General features: G+C 59.7%; 19 protein-coding genes and 4 pseudogenes. 8 read left to right on the top strand and 15 right to left on the bottom strand.

From position 1 onward, the window contains the following. Positions 1 to 29: 29 nt before the first annotated feature. The gene (gene alr, locus CNE_RS30730) at positions 30 to 1,148 is read left to right on the top strand and encodes an alanine racemase (protein WP_013958605.1); all 1,119 of its coding nucleotides are present in this window, start codon (positions 30 to 32) and stop codon (positions 1,146 to 1,148) included. Between the two features lie 24 nt (positions 1,149 to 1,172). On the opposite strand, the gene CNE_RS30725 is transcribed toward alr, so the two are convergent. Then, a complete protein-coding gene (locus tag CNE_RS30725; protein ID WP_041228964.1) occupies positions 1,173 to 1,556 on the bottom strand; it encodes a hypothetical protein in 384 nt (127 codons plus the stop codon). A 50-nt stretch (positions 1,557 to 1,606) separates the two neighbouring features. Here CNE_RS30725 and CNE_RS30720 point away from each other — a divergent pair, with 50 nt between their 5' ends. Both CNE_RS30720 and CNE_RS39620 read left to right on the top strand, forming a co-directional pair. Next, positions 1,607 to 2,242 (top strand): hypothetical protein, encoded by a 636-nt coding sequence (locus CNE_RS30720; protein ID WP_041228963.1) that lies wholly within the window; start codon positions 1,607 to 1,609, stop codon positions 2,240 to 2,242. A 240-nt stretch (positions 2,243 to 2,482) separates the two neighbouring features. Next, entirely contained in the window at positions 2,483 to 2,809 is a 327-nt protein-coding gene (locus tag CNE_RS39620) for a polyphosphate kinase 2 family protein (RefSeq protein WP_013958602.1), read from the top strand. Here CNE_RS39620 and CNE_RS30715 read toward each other — a convergent pair. Next, a pseudogene (locus CNE_RS30715) lies at positions 2,763 to 2,945 on the bottom strand (Mu transposase domain-containing protein); the annotation flags it as partial. The gene CNE_RS39620 and the pseudogene CNE_RS30715 sit on opposite strands and share 47 nt — an antisense overlap. Here CNE_RS30715 and CNE_RS39615 point away from each other — a divergent pair. Continuing rightward, a pseudogene (locus CNE_RS39615) lies at positions 2,911 to 3,279 on the top strand (IS4 family transposase); the annotation flags it as partial. The pseudogenes CNE_RS30715 and CNE_RS39615 overlap by 35 nt on opposite strands. Before the next feature lie 111 nt (positions 3,280 to 3,390). Here CNE_RS39615 and CNE_RS30705 read toward each other — a convergent pair. Next, positions 3,391 to 3,681, bottom strand: a complete 291-nt coding sequence (locus tag CNE_RS30705; protein WP_013958599.1) for a porin family protein — start codon at positions 3,679 to 3,681, stop codon at positions 3,391 to 3,393. A gap of 662 nt (positions 3,682 to 4,343) precedes the next feature. On the opposite strand from CNE_RS30705, the gene CNE_RS30700 reads away from it, so the two are divergent. Both CNE_RS30700 and CNE_RS30695 read left to right on the top strand, forming a co-directional pair. Further along, the gene (locus tag CNE_RS30700; protein ID WP_013958597.1) at positions 4,344 to 5,009 is read left to right on the top strand and encodes a helix-turn-helix transcriptional regulator; all 666 of its coding nucleotides are present in this window, start codon (positions 4,344 to 4,346) and stop codon (positions 5,007 to 5,009) included. Next, positions 5,006 to 5,571 (top strand): annotated as a pseudogene (locus CNE_RS30695) (DUF6036 family nucleotidyltransferase). The gene CNE_RS30700 and the pseudogene CNE_RS30695 overlap by 4 nt, the downstream one beginning before the upstream one ends. 315 nt (positions 5,572 to 5,886) lie before the next feature. Here CNE_RS30695 and CNE_RS41165 read toward each other — a convergent pair. The 5 genes from CNE_RS41165 to CNE_RS30675 form a co-directional block, all read right to left on the bottom strand. Then, positions 5,887 to 6,057: a hypothetical protein gene (locus CNE_RS41165; protein ID WP_238553187.1), complete on the bottom strand. Its 171-nt coding sequence runs from the start codon at positions 6,055 to 6,057 to the stop codon at positions 5,887 to 5,889. Between the two features lie 222 nt (positions 6,058 to 6,279). Beyond that, positions 6,280 to 7,323: a nucleotidyl transferase AbiEii/AbiGii toxin family protein gene (locus tag CNE_RS30690; protein ID WP_013958594.1), complete on the bottom strand. Its 1,044-nt coding sequence runs from the start codon at positions 7,321 to 7,323 to the stop codon at positions 6,280 to 6,282. Beyond that, complete coding sequence (locus CNE_RS30685; protein ID WP_013958593.1) at positions 7,313 to 7,999, bottom strand: DUF6088 family protein; 687 nt, start codon at positions 7,997 to 7,999, stop codon at positions 7,313 to 7,315. Before CNE_RS30685 ends, CNE_RS30690 begins: the two co-directional genes overlap by 11 nt. 614 nt (positions 8,000 to 8,613) lie before the next feature. Next, positions 8,614 to 10,269: a SulP family inorganic anion transporter gene (locus CNE_RS30680; RefSeq protein WP_041229137.1), complete on the bottom strand. Its 1,656-nt coding sequence runs from the start codon at positions 10,267 to 10,269 to the stop codon at positions 8,614 to 8,616. 193 nt (positions 10,270 to 10,462) lie between these two features. After that, a protein-coding gene (locus tag CNE_RS30675; protein WP_238553147.1) for an IS3 family transposase occupies positions 10,463 to 11,640 on the bottom strand; the annotation gives its coding sequence in 2 pieces (ribosomal slippage) (positions 10,463 to 11,373 and positions 11,373 to 11,640; 1,179 coding nt in all). A gap of 399 nt (positions 11,641 to 12,039) precedes the next feature. Here CNE_RS30675 and CNE_RS30665 point away from each other — a divergent pair. Next, positions 12,040 to 12,585 (top strand): annotated as a pseudogene (locus CNE_RS30665) (polyphosphate kinase 2 family protein); the annotation flags it as partial. 561 nt (positions 12,586 to 13,146) lie between these two features. Here the strand turns inward: CNE_RS30665 and CNE_RS30660 are convergent. From CNE_RS30660 to CNE_RS30640, 5 genes are all read right to left on the bottom strand, one after another. Beyond that, on the bottom strand, positions 13,147 to 14,103 hold the full coding sequence (locus CNE_RS30660) for an AraC family transcriptional regulator (protein ID WP_013958587.1): 957 nt from the start codon (positions 14,101 to 14,103) through the stop codon (positions 13,147 to 13,149). Between the two features lie 243 nt (positions 14,104 to 14,346). Then, on the bottom strand, positions 14,347 to 14,817 hold the full coding sequence (locus CNE_RS30655) for a pyridoxamine 5'-phosphate oxidase family protein (protein ID WP_013958586.1): 471 nt from the start codon (positions 14,815 to 14,817) through the stop codon (positions 14,347 to 14,349). Positions 14,818 to 14,890: 73 nt separating this feature from the next. Beyond that, the gene (locus tag CNE_RS30650) at positions 14,891 to 15,589 is read right to left on the bottom strand and encodes a glutathione S-transferase N-terminal domain-containing protein (RefSeq protein ID WP_013958585.1); all 699 of its coding nucleotides are present in this window, start codon (positions 15,587 to 15,589) and stop codon (positions 14,891 to 14,893) included. 143 nt (positions 15,590 to 15,732) lie between these two features. Next, positions 15,733 to 16,278, bottom strand: coding sequence for a carboxymuconolactone decarboxylase family protein (locus CNE_RS30645; RefSeq protein ID WP_013958584.1), 546 nt, complete (start codon positions 16,276 to 16,278; stop codon positions 15,733 to 15,735). Between the two features lie 187 nt (positions 16,279 to 16,465). Further along, the gene (locus CNE_RS30640; protein WP_041228962.1) at positions 16,466 to 17,101 is read right to left on the bottom strand and encodes a nitroreductase family protein; all 636 of its coding nucleotides are present in this window, start codon (positions 17,099 to 17,101) and stop codon (positions 16,466 to 16,468) included. Positions 17,102 to 17,174: 73 nt separating this feature from the next. On the opposite strand from CNE_RS30640, the gene CNE_RS41590 reads away from it, so the two are divergent. Beyond that, the gene (locus CNE_RS41590; RefSeq protein ID WP_158310030.1) at positions 17,175 to 17,522 is read left to right on the top strand and encodes a hypothetical protein; all 348 of its coding nucleotides are present in this window, start codon (positions 17,175 to 17,177) and stop codon (positions 17,520 to 17,522) included. 152 nt (positions 17,523 to 17,674) lie between these two features. On the opposite strand, the gene CNE_RS30635 is transcribed toward CNE_RS41590, so the two are convergent. Both CNE_RS30635 and CNE_RS30630 read right to left on the bottom strand, forming a co-directional pair. Further along, positions 17,675 to 18,601, bottom strand: a complete 927-nt coding sequence (locus tag CNE_RS30635) for a LysR family transcriptional regulator (RefSeq protein WP_013958581.1) — start codon at positions 18,599 to 18,601, stop codon at positions 17,675 to 17,677. 223 nt (positions 18,602 to 18,824) lie between these two features. After that, on the bottom strand, positions 18,825 to 19,274 hold the full coding sequence (locus tag CNE_RS30630) for a GNAT family N-acetyltransferase (protein WP_013958580.1): 450 nt from the start codon (positions 19,272 to 19,274) through the stop codon (positions 18,825 to 18,827). Positions 19,275 to 19,365 lie beyond the last annotated feature (91 nt).

Genomic DNA, 19,365 nt, shown 5'->3' with positions numbered 1-19,365 from the left:
CAATTCGAAAACATCTGCAACACATCGACATGGAAAACAACGCATGGGTGGAGGTGGACCTCGGCAAGTTTGAGGCCAACGTCCGGGGCATACAGACGCGTATCGGCGATAGAGCCGAGATGTGTGCCGTGATGAAGGCGGATGCCTGCGGGCACGGTATCGCGCTGCTGGTGCCTACGCTGGTTGCTCTTGGTGTGTCGTCAATCGGCATCGCGAGGAATGACGAGGCGCGGCAGGTCCGCCAAGCTGGCTTCACGGGCCGTCTACTGCGCGTACGCGCCGCCACGCTGGCTGAAATTGAAGACGGACTGCCATATGGTCTGGAAGAAATTGTCGGCAACCTCGACTACGCCCGGCACATCGACGCCCTTGTGCACCGCTACCGGCGCGTGGCCCGCGTGCACCTGGAACTGAACTCCGGCGGCATGAGCCGCAATGGCTTCGACCTCGACTCGCAACCGGAGCGCGAGAAGTGCCTGGCCGCCGCCGCATTGCCACACCTACGGGTGGTCGGCATCATGACCCATTTCCCCGTACAGGAGGTTAGCGACGTCGAACGCGGCCTCGCGCGTTTCCGGGATGAAGCCGCATGGCTGATTGCCAGCGCCAGCATGGTGCGCAGTCAGATCCAGCTACACTGCGCCAACTCTTTTACCACGCTGGAAGTGCCGGCTGCCCACCTGGACATGGTACGCACAGGTGCCATACTGTTTGGCTGCCTGCCAGCCTATCCGGACTTCCAGCCAATCGCCAGCCTTAAGTCGCGCGTGGCGTCGGTGAATGCCTATGCCGCTGGCAACACCGTAGCCTACGACCGCACCCTGTGTCTGTCGCGCGATTCGCGGCTTGCCAATATCCCCGTCGGATATGCCGATGGCTATCGGCGCGCGTTATCGAACCGCGGCCAAGCACTGATTCGCGGCAGGGTCTACCCTGTGGTGGGGCGCGTGACTATGAACACGCTGATGGTCGACGTCACCGAAAGCCCCGACATCCTGCCCGGCGACGAGGTGGTGCTATTCGGAACACAGGGCGGCTCGCGCATCGACGTGGCCAGCATCGAAGCCGCAGCCGGCACGATCTATCCGGATCTTTGCGTTGGCTGGGGAAACTCTGTCACGCGAGTCGCCGTTCCGGCCAATCACTAGCAGCTTGCGACGCAAGGCCAGCTCCTAACCAACAATCTGCACACCATGCAAAGTATTCACATTCCCACCGACAGAGTTCCCACCGAGCAGGCTATCGGCCAGCCCGCTTGCCCCGCCGAAGCAGCCAGGGAGACAGACGTCGCCGGTATCACGAGATTCTTGCAGGTCGTCGACGAGGATCCACTCGAACACATCGCGGTGCTCGGCTACAACTGACGACAGCGTGGTGCAAAGCAAGAATTCGATGATCTCGGCCTCAGCATAGGCGAGCACGCAATGACTGATGCGCGTCAGCTGTCGCGCCACTTTACAGGCGAGGCCTCCGAGGACCGCGGACCCTCCGCTGGACAATGCGTCCATGCCGGGCGAGCCATGATGCCAGCTCTCTCGCTGGCTGGCCGACGTCATCGGGCAATACACGCCAGTTCTGGTGGATTGGCACCTATAAGGAGAAGGAAATGGCACTTGAACTGCTCGTACTGACGCTAGACGACACGGTGTCGTGGCATGACGACCAGAACGAGGATCAATTTAACGGCGCTCGCCCTACCACGGGCGCCATCGACGATCGGCACGCGGTTTCGGCCGCGAAGGCTTTGGCTGACGCCTTCAGGCAATATTGCCACGAGGCGCATCTGGCAAGAGGCGAGTTGGCTCGTGCGCATGCCAAGTCCCTCATGTCCGCCTGTGAGGAGAGCTTCATTGCTGCGTGCGAAGAAGGCAATTTCCATATCCAGCGACAGGCGCTCGCGTGGATGGAAGATGCCGAGCGTACCGGCGGACGCCTCGCGCTCGCCTCGATGCTTTCGTCCCGAATGGTATGCGCCATTATGGAAAGGGCGCTGGGACGGGATTGGTCCGAACGATTCTCTGTTGTAGCCACTGCCGATGCCATGTCCGCCCACCAGGCGGAGGGCGAGCAGTATGGCCTGATTCTGCGCACAACCGCCATACCGGCACACCAAGCCTTGCTCGTTACAGCGTCAGCGCACTGTGAAAAGATTGCTCGCGGTATCGGCATACATGCCGTACGGGTCAATGCGCAGGTGCCTGTAGCCGCGCCATCCCAAAACAACGAGTTGTATCCTGGCTAACGGATGACGCGGCGACGCAAGCCCGTAGCAAGGACACGGTCGAACCCGTGGTTGGTTAAGTTCCCGACTCTCGCGAAAGGTCATGAAGGTGACTCTTCACGTCGGCGACAGCGCTGCCGGGATGTAAATCGCCAGCCAAAATCGCATGCCATGGAAGCGCAGGAGTGCCGTAGATGGACGGTATAGCGAATTAATATAGGACGCGTCAGATTCGCCATTCGTCCCGCTGGGAGAACGACCATGAATTTCAATTCCGACGATTTCCGAGTGCGTGAGGGCGACACGGTTTTGCTTACGAAATGGCCGACGCGCGTGACTCCCCTCCACGGGTCGAGGGACCAGTATCGTACTCTGCTAGCCGAGCACATCGAGAGGCTCAGCAAGCTACAAAGTTTGCTCTATGCGGACAACCGCTACTCTGTTCTCCTCATCTTCCAGGCAATGGATGCGGCGGGCAAGGACGGCGTCATCAAACACGTCATGTCGGGCGTCAACCCGCAGGGATGCCAGGTGTTCAGTGGCCTTCGGCCACGAACACGAGCCGCGCGGCATCGACGCGCAGGCTGATGGGGCGGTTGGCAAACGAGGCGGGTACGCTGTAGCGGTTGCGCTCGAAGGTCACCAAGCAGGTCGGCGAGACGCGCGTGGTGTGCTCGACAAAGCCGTCGAACGGCTGCCCGACCGGCATCAGATGTGGTCGCTCGGAGCGGCTCGAACGCGCGCTGGCATTGTTCATGGTGGCGGCCTGGCGCATCGCACGGCTAAATGCGGCTGAGGCGCGCCTGCCCGGAGCTCGAAGCGCAATTGCTGTTTGAGCGAGATGAATGGCAGGCGGTGTTCATTCTCAGCAGGAAGGGGAGCCGCCCGAGACGCCGCCAAGCCTCAATGAAGTGGTTCGTCTGATTGCCAGGCTCGGCGGCTTCCTCGCTCGCAAGGGTGATGGCGAACCGGGAGTCAAGACAATCTGGCAGGGCTTGCAACGCGTCATGGACTTCGCCGCCGGCATCAAGTACGCCAGGGAAATTGGTCACGAGTGACTTGTGTGTAATGCAATGCTTTAAGCGGTCACACGGCTCCGTGAAGAATCAGAAAAGAGGGCCGCATTGCTGTGGCCGAACGCATGAGTCAGTAAGGCCGGTTGCCACGCGTCAGAAGATATGCCTGATACCCAGCGCCGCGCCAAACATGCTGTTCTTCCCTGCCCCGAGGTAGTAGCCGGTTCCCAGCCCACCGACAGAGGTATCGAAGTTCAGGGACGCGTTCTTGGCATAGGCAGTAGTCAGATAAAGGTTAGTGCGCTTCGACAGGTAGTAGTTGTTGATTACCTGCACCTGCCATGGATTGGCGATATTGCCCAGTAGCGCATTGGTAACCGGATTGGCGACTTGCTTGACGTTGTCATAGTAGTAGCCGGCCCTCACCTGCCAGGTCTGGGTCACATGGGGGATGGTTCCGGTTTGCTGCGGCAGATCGGCGCATAAATTCTAGACTTTGCGTTGGGCCTCATTCCGACTTTTACGGCATGCGCGCGTCCTCGTTCCGGCCACTCCCGCCCTCAAATCGCGTGTCGCTGTGGTCCTCTACAGAGGAGTCCTCGCTCAGAAAAGAGCGTCACGGTGCAATAGGTTGGGCCGCAATGTGGAATTCTCAGGCCCACCAAGGAGTCATGACTTCAGCAAAGCGGCCAGGTACTGGCATCGCACGACCCTATGGCTTGCATCTCAGATGCAGACCGACCTTTGCGCTCCAATCCATTGCACCATACAGCCCGCCGCCGCCGCCGCTGCCGCTGCCGCCAATAATTTCGTGATCGTGAAATTGCAGATTAGGCCCCGCTGATATGCCGCTGTGCATGCCAGGCCGACCGTATGCGGCGTGGAGGTCCGAAAGTCCTGTTGCTATTCCCTTGGGCTCGACCTCTTTGGCGACGCGTCCTCGTTGCTCAGCGCGTGCTGGCGCGGCCCCTCTGGCGGCGGTCGCCGACCCACCAGGCCATCGTGAGGCTTGCCAGCGTCCCACCTCAACAACGCAAACTGACGATGACGCGGTGATGTTCAACAAACTAGTCTAATTTCCGTATTTTGACTAGAATACTGAACATATGCCAGCCTTCACTGATACTACTTCCGTCCTAGAACGTCACTTGCTGCTGCAACTCGGCGACCGCATCAAGCGTCTGCGGAAGGCCCAGAACTTCAGCACGGTCGAGATGGCCAAGCGCGTTGGCATCTCCCGGACGACCCTCGCTTCCGTTGAGGCAGGCGACCCCGCGCCGACGATGGGCACTTACCTTCGCGTCATGTCGGTCCTCGGCGTGGCCGGTGACCTCGCCCTGTTGGCCAGCGACACCTTCCAGCCGCCGCCGGCAAATTCAGCAGCCGCCTCGTCCAAGCGTACCAGACCGCAGGTGCAGGTTATGGTGACGACGGATCCCAGCCGCCATCAAGCTCAGGATTTGCAGAGCATGGCGCTCCACAAGGAGGCGATCCGCATGATTCATGAGGATCCTGCGCTACTGGGCCGGACCCAAGAGATGCTCAGGCGATGGCGCTCGCAGGGAGACTCACGGTCTGATTCACTTTGGTCCGAGTGGGAAACGATTCTTGCGAACCAGTCGTGGCGCAAAGCGCTTGGCCGAACTCGACGTGCTCAAGAGCTTCGCCAGGCCTCTCCCCTGCCGGCGATTCTACCCGACGCCCTTCGGCAGGACGTGCTTGCACAGATCCAGGCGTTGAAGAAAGGCGTTGTGATCGGGGATCAGGAATGAACCGGGAAGATCTGGAACACAACATTCGGGCTGCGGCCGACGTCACGAATGAATACGAGTTCGTTGTCGTTGGCAGCCAATCGATCCTAGGCCGATCCCCAACCCTCCGGCGGTTTTCACGATGTCTGCGGAGGCCGACATCTACCCGCTCAATGCCATCGACAAGGCGGATGCGATTGACGCGGCCATCGGAGAAGGCTCGCGTTTTCACGAGACGTACGGTTACTACGCGCAGGGCGTCGGGCCAGAGACCGCCTGCCTGCCGGCCGGATGGCAACGCCGCCTGCAGCGCATCCAGACGGCGGACACGAATGGACGGGTTGGCTATTGCTTGGACGTCGTTGACCTCTTTATGGCGAAGGCGGTAGCGGCTCGCGACAAGGACCGCGTCTTCTGTATGGCCCTAATTCAATACGGCTATGTTTCGCCGCGCGCAGCGCTCAGCCGCGTCGAGGACATGCCGATAGAAAAAGCTGCACAGGGACGACTGCGCGCACGCATCAAGCGCTGGACGAAGGCCTTGCGGGACCAAGGTCATGCGGTTCCCGATGGCGACGCCTAGTCGGAGCTATCCGTTAGGCGGCGTAGGTGCAGTAACAACGTTGCCCCGGTGCTCGCCAACTCGCCATAAAGCACCGTTATTCGATCTTATTGCCATGCCCCCGGCTCACGCTTTTCTCCCCGCCCATGCCTTGCGACGGACAGCGTGGAATGCAACGGCAGTAACCGGCCATCTCCTTCCATTCGCCAGCGCGCGCAGACGGACATCCAAACGGCGGCTCCACCAGACAACGGACATTCGTGCGCGGCCCATGTCAGTTGCATCTTCGGCCACCATAAGCGACATTCGTCCGCTCGTCTGACAAGCGTCCGTGCGTCAACTCGACTGAGCGAGCGCGGCGGCGACCGCATCGTCGACGCTGTAATGAACGTATGACGGGGTGCGACCAGGCATGCCTGCCAAAGTCAGCAACGCCAGCGCGGGCTCCTTCAGGCGCGCGAAGAACAACCTCTTGCCGCGCGCTGCAGCAAAGCGTTCGAATTCCATCAATGCCTCCAAAATTTCGCTCTACGGGCGTTATGTTCAATATATCCACTTGCGTCGCCTCGATACGCCCATTCGTTGGATTCACCAACCACCTAGCGTATGACCAATTTGCGGTCACAACAAACGCGGACGGTTTGCTGTGACATGGATTTACGTTTCAGCCAGGAATCTCCGGGTGAAAGTGTCTCGCTTGACCGTCCCACCGAACCAACCTTGTCTTCATCATTGACTCTCCGAATTTACGAGACGCTCAAGTTCCTCGACGGCAGTGATCACCTTTGAAAAGGCCGGGACTTCACCGAAAATCATGCCGCTCATCGCCTGATAGTCCTTTTCCAAAGCCTCTCGCATATTCTCCGTTGGCGCTAGCATAAAACTTCCCCGCCTTGCTTGGTCCAAGCCCAGGTCAGGGCTGCCGAAGAACATGTCCGCGTGGGTGGCACAGTCATTGGCCAAGTCATCACGCAAATGCCATCCGCTGCGCTTGGCCAATTCGAGCATGCTATGTAGATCATAGTAGTGTCGTGTCACCCGCTGACCACCATGCCGGATTTCCCCTCTGTGCCCGTGCCATTGCCGAAGGCCGTGCGCAATGATCACTTTGTCCCAGAACGTCCGTTCGGGCGCCACAGTCGTGACGTTGGGCACGGCGAGATCGAGATGAGCAAGCTCATTCGCGACATATGGCGTGATGGAGGCCGTCACATGCGGGTCCAGGGCCGACTTAGCTCCCGCTTCGATCTTCACTGCAGAACGGATGTACGCATTGACGTCGGCGGTGACCGCGGGATACCAAAAAAGGATCGTCTGGTTGTCCCTGTCGGCGGGGTCAAGCTCGATCCGGTAACGCCCTGCTGGCATCTGGTCTAGCACCAGCGCTTCGAATTGTTCACGCATCGGGCCTGCGATGTGGGCTTGCGCGGCTTGCCGAACTTCCTCTAGCCGCACGCGCCGCTTCTTCCCACTTAGCGCGGCGAGTTCCGCTACCTGAACTGGCTGCCCGAGATCTTCCCGGAACACCGTTATGTCGATGTCCTCGGAGAATCTTGTGATCAACGAGAACGCTTTCGATAGCGAAGTTCCTCCCTTGAACAGGATGCGGGGCGGCTGAGATACTCCATTGAACAGCACATCTAGGGCCCAACACACCCAAAAATCCTTCTCGATATGCTGGACTGCTGTCCCGAGCCTTGTCGCCGTAGTTAAAAACAGGTCTCGCCGGTCCGTGTCGGATGCCTCGATGATTTGACGATAGTCAGCCTTCATGGGACACCTTCCCGTTCTTCGCATCGCATTCGCCAGTGGCCGCCCCTGTGCCATTGCAATCCAGGAGATCGCGAACAAAGGTCCGCATCCATGCTGGCATGGCACCGAAGCCTGACATCAGGTCCTCGCGGATTGACTGACCATGGTCGGGGTGTTCGAGCACGTTGCGAAGCGCAGCTGCTATCCGCTCGCTGTCAGAGGCAAGAGTGTCTTTAAGCCAATGCAACGCTTGAACGACGCGCATTGCAGGACGTCCTGCCCAATACAACCGGCTTGGTGCGGTCTGCTTGAAGACGATCGTGAGGTTGTCGAGCTTCAGCGAACGCCGACGGCTGTCCGTATGAATGGTGACGCGTGCCGATACCGCGTCGGTCAGCCCCAAGTCGTTGGCCGCGGTCATGCCGTCCACCAGCAGGCGCAGATTGTCGCGCCTTGCGATCGCTTCAACCACAGCCCGATAGTCGGGCATGGTGGGGCGTCCGGTCAGCCGATTGAGTTTGGGCAGATCATAGAGGCCTCGGTCAATTCGACGGAGTTGGCCGGCCCGTACAAACCGCTGCAACGTCTTGTCGATCGCATCTCGGCTGCCAAGGTGAGCGAAATCGGTCGGTACCCAGACCTTGCCTGGGCTGGCCTGTTCGATAAGTGCAGAAATGTTCTCTCGTAGGTCAGACATGGGCGTATGAGTCCGCAACTTGCACACATTTTTCGGACAACCACTTTAGCGCCTCCGAAAAGTGTAGTCAAATTTCGGACATATGGCCTTTCGACCGCTCGGGCGAGCGCACGCGCTCTCCCGCGTATTTATGACGTAAACAACACAAATCCGTTCAGCCTTGAGGCAGTTCGTCGCAGCATGTGAACTGGCGGCGGGCGCGGGCCGACGAGGTGACATCGGGCGCTGCCGACTGATGGACCGACGAAGCCAGTAGCAATGGGCCGAAAGGCAACGAGTTACCGATTCCACCGCCCTTCCGTCGGTCGCAATAGCTTCCGGAGCAACGCAAGGGGGCATAAGACTCTGAGTGCTGACGACGCGCGACAAGGCCCGTTATCGGATCTTATTGCCATGCCCCCGGCTCACGCTCTTCTCCCCGCCTATGCCTTGCGACGGACAGCGTGGAGTGCAACGGCCGTAGCCGGCCATCTCCTTCCATTCGCCAGCGCGCGCAGACGGACATCCAAACGGCGGCTCCACCAGACAACGGACATTCGTGCGCGGCCCATGTCAGTTGCATCTTCGGCCATCATAAGCGACATTCGTCCGCTCGTCTGACAAGCGTCCGTGTGTCAACTCGACTGAGCGAGCGCGGCGGCGACCGCATCGTCGACGCTGTAATGAACGTATGACGGGGTGAGACCAGGCATGCCTGCCAAAGTCAGCAACGCCAGCGCGGGCTCCTTCAGGCGCGCGAAGAACAACCTCTTGCCGCGCGCTGCAGCAAAGCGTTCGAATTCCATCAATGCCTCCACGCTGGTGCTATCCAGATCGGGGGACTCTTCCAGACTGAGAACAATCGATTGCGCGCTGTCGCCCGCGTTGACGACCAACGTCCTCACATGCTGCATCATGACTTCGACATTGCCAAAAAAGAGCGGTGCCTCCGGACGCAGGACGATCACGCCCGGGACCGGTCGCGCATCAGAATGCGCTGCGAGAACAAGGAAATCGTGTCCTTCGCCAAGGCGGCCGAGGGTGCTCACGTTCGGAACCGAGAGCCCTCGCAAAAGCATCAGCAGGCTGAGCCCAATCGCGGCGAGCAACCCGTAGAGCACGCCTAGTACGAGCACTGCCAGCACGGCGGCGGCGACGAGGATGCGGTCGCGATGCAAGCGCAAATACGGGGTGAATACTGATGGGTTCAACGCGTGACTAAGCGCATGGCAAACGACAGCAGCGAGAACCGCGGTGGGCGTGAGCGCCACCAATGGCAGCAAGGGGAGCATGATGACGGCCACCACTACCGCAGCGAACCAACCTGCCCAGCGCGACTGGGCACCAGCCGCTTCGCTAGTGGCACTTGCCGAATAGCCCGCGCCTACAGGCAGACCATGAAAGAGCCCTGAGAGCATATTTGCAGCGCCGAGCGCGAGCAACTCACGGTTCGGCACCGTCAAGTCTCCATGCTTGAGTGCTAACGTGCGGATCGAGCTATACGATTCGGCGTAAAGGATCAGCGCCAGCGCAAAGGCGAATTCGCCAAGTTGGGCCCATTGGTGGTGATCAAGGCTGGGCAGGGAAGGCATTTGGCCCGATAGTTCGATTGTGCCGACCACCGACACCCCATGGGCGTGAAGGCCGAACCAACGACTGGCGACGATGCCTAGCGAGATGACGACGAACGCGCCCGGCACCTGGCGTGAGCGACCGAAAGCGAATAGCAGGACCAGCGCGACGAGCCCGGTTGCTAACTGCCAGACGTTCCACTGCGGGTAGCTACGGGCAAGCTCAATCAGGAAGCCGGCAGAATCGGTGTGCTTGAGGCTCACGCCGAGAAAACTCGGGATCTGTCTTATAATGATGACAATTGCTAGACCGAACGCGTAGCCTCGCAGCACGGGTTTGGCGATGAACTCAGAAGCGCTGCCCAAGCGTGCGAGCGACGCGCTCACGAAGATCAACCCGGTAATCAATACGAGCCCGGCGGCCAGCAGCATGCGCATCGGCAGGCTGTCACCGGCCATTCCCACTGCTACGGCTGCAACGACGGCTGCCGACGATGACGTGGCCGACACAATCGCAAAGCGGCTGTTGCCCAGCAGGCCGTAGGCGACGAGTCCCGCGAGCAGCGCTATGACGCCCGTCTGAGGTGGTAGGTTGGCAATGGTTGAATACGCGATTGCCTCAGGAACGAGCAGGCCAGCGACAGACAACCCGGCGCGCAGGTCAGGCAAGTAATGGCCCGCGAGAACGCGCGCGGACGCCTTGCACGGATACTTTTTCATACCCTTCCGGTCGTTTTGCATTAGCTATGCAGAATAACGGTATCACGTTGGTTCGAAGGAACTGGCGAAGTACCACTGCTCTTCGCGGGGGCGCTTCAGATTACTAAGATGAGCCAGAACATCGCTGGGCCGCCATAGGACATTCCCCGACGTACTGAGCGAGCGCGTGTCCCGCATGCGGCATGTGTAGTGGTCAAGTTATTTCGGACAGGCAGATAGGTTCTTTTTCTGTCGATTTCGCCTCGTAGGCAGCGGGCGACAGATACCCCAGGGTTGAGTGCAAGCGCACCGGATTATAGAAACCAACGATGTACTGGGTGATGTCGCGCCGTGCCTCGGCGTGGTTGGCGTATTGACGCTGCCACACGCGCTCCATCTTCAGGTTTAGGAAGAACCGTTCCGTCACCGCGTTATCCCAGCAATTGCCTTTTCGACTCATGCTGCAAACAATCTGATGGCGTGCCAGCAAGGCCTGATACTCCGCGCTCGCGTACTGACTGCCCCTATCCGAGTGCAGCACCAGTCCCGGCGCTGGCCTTCGCTGCTGCAGCGCCATGCTCAGTGCCGACATCACCAGGTCGGCCGGCATGGTCGGCGCCATCGACCAGCCCACGACCTTGCGCGAGTACAAGTCCAGCACGACAGCCAAATACAGCCAGCCTTGGGCCGTGCGGACATAGGTGATGTCCGAAGTCCAGGCCCGATTCGGCTCGGCCACGTCAAATTGCCGGTTCAGCACGTTCTCTGCCACTGGCAGAGTGTGTTTGCTGTCAGTCGTCGACACGAACTTACGCTTCCAGGTCGCACGCAAGCCCGCTTCGCGCATCAGCCTACGAATCCGGTAGCGGCCAAGGCGCACCCCTTGTTCCCGCACCGCATGCATGACACGCCGGCTGCCGTAGCTCGCGCCGCTCGCAGCGAACGCCGCTTTGACGTGGGTCTGCTCCTGCAGAGTCTTCATGCTTGGCTTGGCGCGGCGGTGCGCATAGTAGCCCGAGCGGCTCACCTGCAATACCCGGCAGGCGTTACTGACCGATACGGCCTCCTGTTGCAAGTGGGCTACCACCCGGTAGCTCACTTCAGTTCCCGCGCAAAGAAGGCCGAGGCTTTTTTTAGCAAGGCGTTATCCTCGCGCAGTTGCCGATTCTCCGCCTCCAGTTGCCGGATGCGCTGCTGTTCCGCCGTCAGCGGCTTGCCCACGCCAGGCCCGCCGGCGCACTCTGCATCGTACTGCGCCATCCAGCGCCGAACGGCCGTCTCACCAAGCTCCATCGACCGGCAAACCTCGCTGACCGATAATCCTTGGTCTCGCACCATCCGTACTACTTCCAGCTTGAAGCTGGCGTCAAATTGTCGGCGCCTTCTTGTCATCTATCTTTTTTCCTCGTCGATTCCGGATTGTCCTCCTATCGACCTGTCCGAGGAAATTAGACCACCACAGGCATGCCGTTGCAGTTCGTGATCGCTCATCCTCTATTCGGCAGTAGGAATGCAACCGAGACCCCGAAGTGTTCCAGTGGCAATATTGCTCAACTGGACAAATTGCGATAATGCCGTGACTCGGCTATTTTTCATAGTTAGTCGATCGCCTATTATTTCCGACACCGCGATTGCGAAGACCTGCGGAGATTGCAGGCAACCGCCAGTTCGATCGTCGTCGCGCGCGACAGCCGCATCCCTCGCGCGCGGTGAAGAACATGCCGCAGTCTGAGTTCGGCCAGGGGGCACTTTCGGTCTCCGGATCGACGGCCGGAGCAAGGCGGCGGTGCGCGCATATTGCCGGAACGCGGCCGCATCGGCATCTTCAACCGCTCTTACTATGAGGAGGTGTTGATCCTTCGCGTGCATCCCGAGATCCTTCGCGGCGAGGGTCTATCGCTTGTGTCGGGTTCTGGCGAATCCCTCTGGCATGGCCGCTACCGTTCGATAGCTGATTTGGAAGCCCATCTTTGCCGTAACGGCACGCGTGTCGTGAAGTTCTTCCTGCATCTTTCGAAGGAGGAACAGCGTAAGCGCTTTCTCGCGCGCATTGACGATCCCAATAAGAACTGGAAATTCAGCATGGCCGATGTCGAGGAGCGAAAATTCTGGACGAAATACATGACGGCGTACGAGAAATGTCTGAGCGCGACTAGCACGGAACTCGCGCCTTGGTACGTAGTACCCGCCGACGACAAGGAGGACGCCCGGCTGATCGTGTCGCAGATCATCCTCGACACCCTCGGTGAACTGAAATTGCAGTACCCGAAGACGACCGCCGAGCGGAAAAAGGAATTATCCGAGATCCGCGAGCAACTCACGAAGCAGAGAGACTAATCGGGCAGGCCGACGAAACACGTCCTTGGCAGCAGCTGATTGTTTAAGGCTTACGCATCGTGGGAAGAACGTCCAGTTTCGGGCTTCTCGAACGGCCGCAACAGGTCGATCACGCACCTGTGCACGATACTGGACATTGCGGACCGGCTGCAACGGGGAATGCACGAATGGCGAGTTTGGCGGATGATCTGCCGACCGACCCGAAGACATGAATGACAGCTGTACCCTCAAGAGCTGCCGATGAGGTGGTGTCTGGTCCAGCGGCCGGAGTGCAGCCGGCAAGAGCCGACCGCCACCCTCCCCTCAATCGACCGAGGTCGGAGGCCAGCAAGCTGTTCGCTTGCGCTGAAGTAGCGTGTCGCGACTTCTGCAACGTAGCCGACCCTCAATTTAGTCATGACCCAAAGACACATTCGATACCATACAGCCGCACTATTCGCAGCGGCGCTCTTTCTTATTGGACGACCCCTCCTATGAGGTCGCGTTGAATCGCGGAAGAGTGGTCGCAAGCGCCGGCGTGTCTAGCCCCTCATCCAGGCTGCACACCGAAACCGAATCGCATTACTGGCCCTCGCGCGCCAGACGGCGCCATTCCCCCGGCGTCATCCCCATCGTGTCGGTGAACACACGCCGGAACGCTGCCACGGATCGATACCCGACTGAGTCGGCCACGGTCTCGGTGGTCATCATCGGCTTCTTCAGTTCGTTGGCGGCCAGGCTCATGCGGATATCGGTCAGCAATTCGATGGCCGAGCGCCCCAGCTTGTCCTGAAAGTGCCGCATGAAGGTGGCGCGCGACATGCTGCACAAGTCGGCCAGATCAGGCAGGTTCCAGGGTCGCGCCGGATCGGCGAACATGGCCGAAATGGCCGGAGCCAGCCGTGGATGGCCGGCAAGCGCCAACAAGCCTGCTGGGGCCTGCTCGGATTCGCTGGCTGCGCGCAGTACCAGTGTGAACAGCGCCGAGGTAAGCGCGTTGAGCATGGCATATCCGCCCAGTTTGTCTCCGGTGGACTCTATGCGCATCAGCCCCACGAGACTGGCCAGGTGGTTCGAAGCGGACCCGATGGCGTCATCATCATGGCCGTCCATGGCCCGTACCACCAGATTCGTGGGTAGATAGTTGCGAATCAGCCGATCATGGGGCGGCTCGATGAAAAATCGCCCGCACAACAGGTCCAGATGATCGCCCTGGCCGTCATTCTGGCTAAGCATCCATCCTGCAGAACCTTGGCGATTGTAGGTAAGACCCGGCGCATGTCCGCTGCCATCGTGCAGGACGTGCGCCGACCCGTGAGGTAACAGCACGACATCTCCTCCCACCAGCTCCATGGTCGTCTCGGTCTCCGGATTCTCGATAATCGCCCGGCCCTTGAGCACGACGTGGTAGGGAATCTCGTGCGCTGCGGACTGGGGCCAGGCCACACGCCATGGCTCGCCGTAGACGCAACGGACCTCCAGCCGGCCAGTGATGGTGATCATTTGCAGGAGCTGGCTCAGCCAGTCGACTTGGGACATAGGACCTCGAGAATTTGAAACGCTCAAGCATCATATTGCGATTGCACACCGGTTGTGCGAAGCAAATGGCCTCAGTGCTCGAGCTGATCGGACACGTAGCGCGCAAGCTCGTCCGGGCAACTGGACGCCAAGGAATTCCTTCGCGTGCGCGCCGCCATCCAGGCACTTGCATGCCGGCTGGAAAGCCCGAGCGATGAACGATGCGGTCTTAAAGCCGCATGCCGTTCTTCGCGGACCCTGCACCTATGCTCCGATGGGTTTCACCCTGTACTTTTGATGGTAGGTGCTCCTGATTTCGTCCTGACTTCGAGGAGGGCGGGCAAAGACATGGGCTGGAGACAGTAACGGGATGATCGAAGTGGTTTCGATTTTGACGACGTGATTGACGGGATACTCTGGGCCATTCGTCGCCCGAACCCAATCGGCGATCATCAAGTACTCACCATCGCCTGGCGGCAGCACCAACGCGCGACCCTTGAATCGATAACCGCGTCTCTGGAAGATGTCGACCACGTTAATTTCGATGGCGGGATTTCGCCTCAAGTTCAGTATCGTTCGGGGCGATGCGATATCGGCGAAGTAGAGAACGCCGTTCGTGACCGTCAAGGACGCCTTCGGCGAAAGATTGGGCGTTCCGTCCGCGTTGACTGTCGCGACGAACGACAGCATCGTCTGCTTGATGATCGCCTCCATGTCGGCGGTGATTTTAATCATAGATATCCTCGCTTGAATAGAATTTGAGCGGCTCCGTGCGTCGCCGGCCGTTGCGGTATCCATCTACATGCACTCAGTCGCGAGGCGGAATATTGATTCCCATTTGAACGGCTGGGCGCGCGAAACCGCGATCGAGCCATGCCTGCACATGAAGGAAGCGATCGAAGCCGACGAGCTCACGCGCCTCATAAAAGCCGATCAGGTTACGCACCCACCCGAGCAGCGAAATATCGGCGATGCTGTAGTCAGCGCCCATCACCCAGTCGCGGCCCGCGAGACGTTCGTCGAGGACACCGAGCAGCCGGGCTGATTCGGTTGCGTAGCGGTCGCGTGGGCGCTTGTCTTCATAGGCTTTGCCGGCAAACTTGTTGAAGAAGCCGACCTGGCCGAACATCGGCCCGACACCGCCCATCTGCCACATCAACCACTGGATCGTTTCGTAGCGCGTGTTGGGATCGGTGGAGAGGAACTGCCCCGTCTTGTCTGCGAGGTAGATCAGGATCGCTCCGGATTCGAACAACGCCAGCGGCCGGCCGCCCGGCCCTTCGGGATCGTAGATCGCCGGAATCTTGCCATTAGGATTGAGTGCCAGGAAGGCCGGATCGTGGTTTTCGTTCGCCATGATGTCGATGCGGTGAGGCTCATAGGCAAGGCCTGTTTCCTCCAGCATGATGCCGACCTTCACTCCGTTGGGCGTCGGTAAGGAAAAGAGTTGCAGCCGATCGGGGTACTGCACCGGCCAGCGAGCAAAAATTGGATGATCGAGTGTCACATTCTTTCTCCTAGACTTGTCGGGTCATACGAAAAGCCCGGACGCATTCCCAAGAATCTTTCCCGGGTGCCTCCGGGCTTTGGCGTAGCGCTCGCATCAAACCTTCAAGCCCCTCGGAGAGGGTCGATGCGACCGGATAGCGTTCAGATCGAGCCAGCCGGCGTAACGGCGGGAAAGTCCTTCTCGGGATCGAACACGTTATTGAAGAAATTCGTCAGGGAGTACATGGCAACCAGCGCGACGATCTCCATGACGTTCGCATCCGTGTAGCCGGCTTCGCGGACGGCTTTCAGATCGGCGTCAGTGACGTTGCCGCGGGCCTCGATGACTTTGCGCGCAAACTGGACGGCGGCGTCGCGCTTCGGGTCGTTGGCACGGCCCTTCCGAGCGAGAATGATTTCATCGGTCGACAGCTTGGCCAGATGCTCGGCCGTATAACTGTGAACTGTCAGGCAGTAGTTGCAGCCATTCACTTCGGAGACAGCGAGGCCGATGCTGTCACGCGTCTTCACGTCGAGCGCCTTACTCAAGGAGCCAAGCAGGGTGGCCCATGAGTTGAACGCGACGGGGCTCTGCGCGAAGGTCGCCATCATATTTGGGGTGAACCCGATGTTCTTGGTAATTGCATCGAGGGTCGGTTTCGAATCGGCCGGCACCTGTTCCGGCTTTAGAGCAGCAGTTCTTGGCATCGTAATCTCTGTAAGTTGCTAGTTTCACTAATTGGGGAATGTCCATGTGGGAACCATCCCCCGGCTTACTTCGTGCCCAAGTCTTGGGTCGAAGCTGGTCAGGCCTTCAAGTGGGAGGTACCTTGTGTTTGCCTCTCACTTGGCAGCCGCTTGGTCGTTCGGCGTGATCACTGCCGCGGCGACGCGCCTATACCAAATCCAACACATCGGCCACTGGCAGGCGCGGCTTCTGCGGCCAGTTTCCGAGACGCTCCGCTCCTACGGACAACAGCAGGACCGGCACTTCGTCTTGGGCCAGTCCGAACTCGCGGTGCACCCCTTCGGCATCGAAACCAATCATCGGCGTCGAACCCAGGCCCAGCGAGCGGGCCGCGTAGATCATCGCCGCCGCGCCGAAGGTGGCAGTGCGTACTGCCTCGTCGCGCTGGCGCTGCGGGTACTCCATGTACAGATTGCGTGCGGGGATTTCCCATTCCGGCACCATCTCTGCCGGCATGACGCCCGCTTCCACCAGCGGCGCCAGGCGATCTGGTATTACGCTGGAATCGGCCAACTGACCGCAGACGATGAAGGTAACGGCTGCTTCGGTGATCGGGGGCTGGCTCCAAGCGATCGGACTCAGCCGAGCCTTGGCTTCAGGCGAGCGTACGGCGATGAAGCGCCAGTTCTGCATGTGGAAGGATGTCGGCGCGCTTGTGCCGATCCGCACCAGCTCGCGGATTTGCTCGTCGCTCAAGGTTGCGGTGGGGTCGTAGTACTTGGCCGCGCTGCGGCTCAAGATACAGTCGATGACAGCGTTGGTCATGGTGGTTCCGTTGGTCATGGGCGCGAGACTCATTCATCAGGTGGTTAGGAGCCTCAACTTTAGGTCTACCGAATGCAGATTTCGAGACTCCATGTACTCAAAAGAATGCCCAAAAGGATCAAAGCAACAAGGCAATCCATCCGGCATCGGCGGCACGGCTCAGGGAAAATCGCCGCGTCGGGATCAGCCGAGCGAAACTTCGAAGTGTGATGTCGTGCTCGCCCGGCAAGGCGGTTTACTCGATGGGTGGAAAGTCAACGTCGGTACAGACGGTGAGCGCGATGGCCAGCGAGATCTCAGCCAAATGGGTGTCGGTGTAGCCGGCGGCATGATGGATGAGGCCGGGGCGAGGTGGCCCAATGCGGTAGGCAGCACTGCCTTGAAGACGGCCTCGATGAGCTGCTCAGGAAAGGCCAGCCTCGATACACCAATCAAATAGCTTCCGCACTGAGATCGAATAGTCGTCTTCCGCAGGCACACCATGAGAGGCCACCTCTTTTCCATTCGCTGCGGTCGTGTTGGTCACATCTGATCTCCTGTTGAATGACCCGGCCCGGAAAGCTTGTCGCGCCGAAACTCCGACTACGCAAACTACGCGGCCAGTTGCCGCCGTGCCGCGCCGAAGCGCGGATGCCGCGAGAAAATCTCGGCAGCCCAGTTCACGAATACGCGCACCTTGGCCGACAAGTGCCGGTTCTGTGGATACATCGCGGAGATTGGCAGTTCGTCGGATTGCCACTCGGTCATGATTTCCACCAGCCGGCCACTGTTGATATAGGGATCGGCCATCGCTTGCGAGATGCGGGCGATTCCGTGGCCGTCCAATGCGCAGCCCAGGTAGACGTCGGCATCGTTGGTGGAGATCGCCGAAGGCGGCAAAACTTCGCTGCGTTCGCCGGCACGGATCAGCGGCCACGGCGTTTCGCGCCCGGTGCGGTTCGACAGGAAGTTCACCGCCTTATGCAGGGCCAGTTCTGTGAGATCGTGAGGTGTACCAAAGCGGCGCAGATAGATCGGTGATGCATAGAACGCCAGCTTCACCTGGCCGATGCGACGTGCCACCATCGATTCGTCTAGCGCACCCACGCGCAGGACCACATCCACGCCTTCCTTGAGCATGTCGATCGGCTTGCCGTTGGTGGTCAGCTCGAGCTTCAGTTCCGGATACGCATTGAAGAAGTCGCGCAGTCGCGGCATCAACACCATTTGCGCGAGTACGCTCGTGGTGTCCACTGCCAGTGTGCCGCGTGGCGAGTTGTTGTGATGCGTCAACGACTGTTCCGATTCCTCGACGTCGGCCAGGATGCGGACGCAGCGTTCGTAATAGGCAGCGCCTTCGGTGGTCAAACTGATGCGGCGCGTGGTCCGGTGCAGCAGCTTGACTCCAAGGTGAGTCTCGAGATGCTGGATCTGGCGGGTGAGCGTAGGCTTTGGCAGGTCGAGCGACTCCGCCGCGCCCGCAAAGCTGCCGACATCCACCACCCGAGTGAATGCCTGCATTGAGACTAGACGATCCATGATGAAAGCTATCGAAAGGAGTAAGACCTAAGCTACGGGGCGGGCCGTATCGCGCAGTGTCGAGGCACCCCGCGACGGCCTGATCCGGCTCTTTTGCGCGAGCAGGCTGAAGCAGGCCCGTACCGCCGATCACGACCATCTTCTTGGGCCTTCTCTTTCTGAGTATCGGTTGGTTTTCGGCGATGCACCGCACGAGTCCTGAGGACGGACCCGAACCAGCGTGTCACGCAAATAGTTTTCGGTACTGGATGAACTCCGAGCGATCAGCGATGCAGTCGTAAAGCTGCATGGCCCCATGGTTGGCTTCGTGCGTCAGCCAGTGCACACGGGACGCCCCGCGACGTTTCGCATCCGCATAGACATGCTCGATCAGCGCGCGGCCAATTCCGCCGCCACGCGCCTGGTCGGCAACAAACAGGTCCTGCAGGTAGCAGTAGTCGCCGGTTTCCCAGGTGGATCGGTGGTAGATCGAATGCACCAGCCCCAATGCTTTCCCCCCAACCATGGCAAGCGCTGCATGCATCGGTTCCGCTGGGTCCAAGAAGCGTGCCCAGGTCCGGAGCGTCACGGACTCGGGAATATCCACATCGTAAAACCTCTGATAGCCTTTCCACAGCGGAAGCCAAAGATCAAAATCGTAGTTTTCAATGGCTTTGATCTCGACTGATTGCATAGAATGCTCCCGAAATAGAGGATGCTGGCCGCCCGGCTGCTGCTCGCGGACGGCGCGCGGACGTGGCCCAATACCTCCAACGGGCGATTTG

Origin of the sequence: Cupriavidus necator N-1 (assembly GCF_000219215.1) — a bacterium.
Lineage (GTDB): Bacteria > Pseudomonadota > Gammaproteobacteria > Burkholderiales > Burkholderiaceae > Cupriavidus > Cupriavidus necator.
The sequence above is the reverse complement of the archived record's forward strand: the minus strand, read 5'-3'. Positions and strand labels throughout refer to the sequence as shown.